Raw genomic sequence first — 2,797 nt, forward strand, 5'->3', positions numbered from 1 at the left:
CTGACAAGGCAACTCCTTGCGTTCGCCCGCCGCCAAGTCATCGAGTCTGTCAATTTGAACTTGAGCACCCTGCTTGCGGATTTGATAAAGCTTATCGGCAAGCTGATGGGCGAACATATCGAGGTAACAACATCTCTGGAAAAGAATGTTCCGACCATACATGCCGATCGCGGACAGATCGAACAGGTGGTCATGAATTTTTGTCTGAACGCCAGGGATGCGATGCCGAAAGGCGGGCGGCTCACGGTCGAAACCGGGGACGTGTATCTGGAGGAGGAGTACGTCCGCCAGAACCCGTACATGAGGACGGGGAGATATGCCCTGCTTACGGTTTCCGACACGGGGGTCGGGATGGATGAGAAGACCTGCGAGCGGGTGTTTGAACCGTTTTTTACCACGAAGGGGCCGGACAAGGGGACGGGCCTGGGACTTGCGATGGTGTACGGGATCGTCAAGCAGCACAACGGATTCATCCACCTCTACAGCGAACCGGGGAAGGGAACGGCATTCAAGGTGTATTTCCCCGCCATCGAGGCTCAACCGGATGCCGTCCCTACGATACGCAGGGAAGAAATGGTGCGTGGGGGGATGGAGACAATCCTTCTGGCGGAAGACGAGGAAATTATCCGGTCACTTGCCGAGCGGACATTGACGGAACTTGGGTACAACGTTCTCGTTGCCCGGAACGGGGAGGAGGCGATCGAGATTTTCAGGCGGAATAAAGAGATCGTTCTCGCCGTACTGGACGCGGTCATGCCGCGGAAAGGGGGGAAGGAAGCGTTCGAAGAGATGCACAAGGAAAACCCGCGACTTAAAGTGATCTTCATGAGCGGTTATAGCGCTAACGCGATCCACGATTCCTTTGTGTTGATCGCCGGGATGCCATTTTTACAGAAGCCGTTCGGCCCGACAATACTGGCAAGGAAGATAAGGGAGGTGCTGGATACGACTGGTTGAAAGAGAGGAAATTTATGATTGACGTGATAGATTTTCCGGTGGGAGTCAAATTCCCAGAGCATGGCCGGGGTGGGAGTGGGTGTCGATGACGTACTTGACCGGTTCGTCATGTACATGACTCCACTCCTTCAAAGGAACGCCATGAGGGTACTACGAACTCCGTCAACCCGCAATCGATCAACGTGATGTCATCGTGAAGTGCGTCCGGATCTTCTCGGTGAAGGGGTTGTTATTCGGCGACACGGGCAAGCATCACCTGGATCTCCTTGATCCTGCGCAGTCCCGCATCGTTTGTCACGAATGCATCGGCCCTTTGATGGATGGCGGTGGCGACCTGGATCGCGTCCGGAGTACGGAGCCCGTATCGGGCCCGCAGATCGGAGGCGATGTCGGCAACGTTCACATCGAACGGAATGAAGTAAAGGTTCGGAAACGATCCCAGCAGGTTGCGGCAGAGCGAGACGAGATCGGGCTTCCCGGACTTGCGCGCCCCGGTGAGGATTTCATGGAGCGTCAAGGCGGACGTGATCGCCCGCACACGCCCGGATTCGATCTTTTCGAACAACCCTTCCGTAAACGCGGAATAGGCCGGATTCTCCTCGAAGTGATAGATGAAAATATTCGTGTCCAGCGCCAGAACCTTCTGGCGCTCCGCAGTGACGCGAACGGGGACTTTCGGGCTCATTCCCAGGAATCCCGCTCGCCGCGCAGGAAGCGATCTCCCCCGCCGAGAGAGCGCCAGGCGTCCCTGCCCAATCCCTTGAGCGCGCGTGCGTGACTTTCGGGCAAAGGACGGAGCACGGCCTTTCCTTCCTCGATGGAAAAATGGACCGTATCCCCGGCCTTTAACCGAAGCGCCCGCCGGATTTCCTTCGGCACGGTCACCTGGCATTTACGGGTAAGTCGGCTTGATTCCGCCATGCTGCTCTCCTTTGGGTTTCTCCTTACATTTAACAAAAAAAGTAATACCTAAGTCAAGGGGGATCGAGTTGGGACACGATGCGCCCATGCTCGGCAAAGCCTATCGGTCGAAGTAATCTATTGATTACATGGGATTTATGTAATAATCCTTGACATCCTGCCGCCCATCCGTATAATCCTATATAATCTATTTTTTATATAGGGTTATATTGGATACCCACAAGCGCACGTTTATCAAAACGATTAGTTGGAGGGTGGTGGCGACATTCACTACCGCCGGAGTCACCTTCCTCCTGACGGGGCGCCTGGATTTCGCGATTTCCGTGGGAGTGGCGGACTCGCTGGTAAAGTTTCTCATTTATTACCTCCACGAGCGGATGTGGTCCCGGACCCGGTTCGGGCAGATCCAAAAGCCGGATTACGAAATCTGACGGGAAGGATGGCATGGAGCGGGACGAAGGGAAATGCCTGGTGAAAATTCCGGTCGAGCGGCTCGACGGCCTGCGGGCGCGGTTCCGGGGGGCGCCTCCGGAAGAGGTGCTCCGGTGGGCCCTGTCCGAATACCATCCGGACGTCGCGCTCGCCTCCAGTTTCAGCAAAGAGGACATCGTTCTCATTGCCATGATGGCGGAGGTTCGGCCCGATGCCCGGGTCTTCGCCCTGGACACGGGGCGGCTGCACGAAGAGACCTATATGGCGGCGGAAGCGGTGAGCAGGAAGCTCGGCGTCCGGATCGAGTGGCGCTTCCCGGACCGGGCGGCCGTGGAGGAGCTCGAGAGAACCAAGGGGCTCTATTCCTTCCGGGAGAGCCTGGAAAACCGCCACGAGTGCTGCCGGATCCGCAAGGTGGAGCCGCTGCAGCGCGCCCTTTCCGGTTTGCGCGCCTGGGTGACGGGGCAGCGCCGCGAGCAGGGGCTCA

At 57.3% G+C, this 2,797-nt stretch carries 5 protein-coding genes; 3 read left to right on the forward strand and 2 right to left on the reverse strand.

Annotated elements, in window-relative coordinates; translation table 11 throughout:
- Nucleotides 1-54: 54 nt before the first annotated feature.
- On the forward strand, nucleotides 55-957 hold the full coding sequence (locus HY896_11170; GenBank protein MBI5576909.1) for a response regulator: 903 nt from the start codon (nucleotides 55-57) through the stop codon (nucleotides 955-957).
- A gap of 229 nt (nucleotides 958-1,186) precedes the next feature.
- Here HY896_11170 and HY896_11175 read toward each other — a convergent pair whose 3' ends face one another.
- Nucleotides 1,187-1,642: a type II toxin-antitoxin system VapC family toxin gene (locus HY896_11175; GenBank protein MBI5576910.1), complete on the reverse strand. Its 456-nt coding sequence runs from the start codon at nucleotides 1,640-1,642 to the stop codon at nucleotides 1,187-1,189.
- Complete coding sequence (locus HY896_11180) at nucleotides 1,639-1,878, reverse strand: AbrB/MazE/SpoVT family DNA-binding domain-containing protein (GenBank protein MBI5576911.1); 240 nt, start codon at nucleotides 1,876-1,878, stop codon at nucleotides 1,639-1,641. Before HY896_11180 ends, HY896_11175 begins: the two co-directional genes overlap by 4 nt.
- A gap of 257 nt (nucleotides 1,879-2,135) precedes the next feature.
- Here HY896_11180 and HY896_11185 point away from each other — a divergent pair, with 257 nt between their 5' ends.
- A complete protein-coding gene (locus tag HY896_11185) occupies nucleotides 2,136-2,309 on the forward strand; it encodes a DUF2061 domain-containing protein (protein MBI5576912.1) in 174 nt (57 codons plus the stop codon).
- Between the two features lie 13 nt (nucleotides 2,310-2,322).
- Nucleotides 2,323-2,797: phosphoadenosine phosphosulfate reductase family protein (locus HY896_11190; protein MBI5576913.1), on the forward strand; the 475-nt coding region annotated here is incomplete at its 3' end.

This window comes from Deltaproteobacteria bacterium, assembly GCA_016218975.1.
In the GTDB taxonomy this organism is placed as follows: Bacteria; Desulfobacterota; Deferrimicrobia; order Deferrimicrobiales; family Deferrimicrobiaceae; genus JAENIX01.

Bases quoted from the DNA above. Each gene is read 5' to 3' on its own strand.
- HY896_11175 (MBI5576910.1), bottom strand. From the start codon at position 1,642: ATGAGCCCGAAAGTCCCCGTTCGCGTCACTGCGGAGCGCCAGAAGGTT.
- HY896_11180 (MBI5576911.1), bottom strand. From the start codon at position 1,878: ATGGCGGAATCAAGCCGACTTACCCGTAAATGCCAGGTGACCGTGCCG.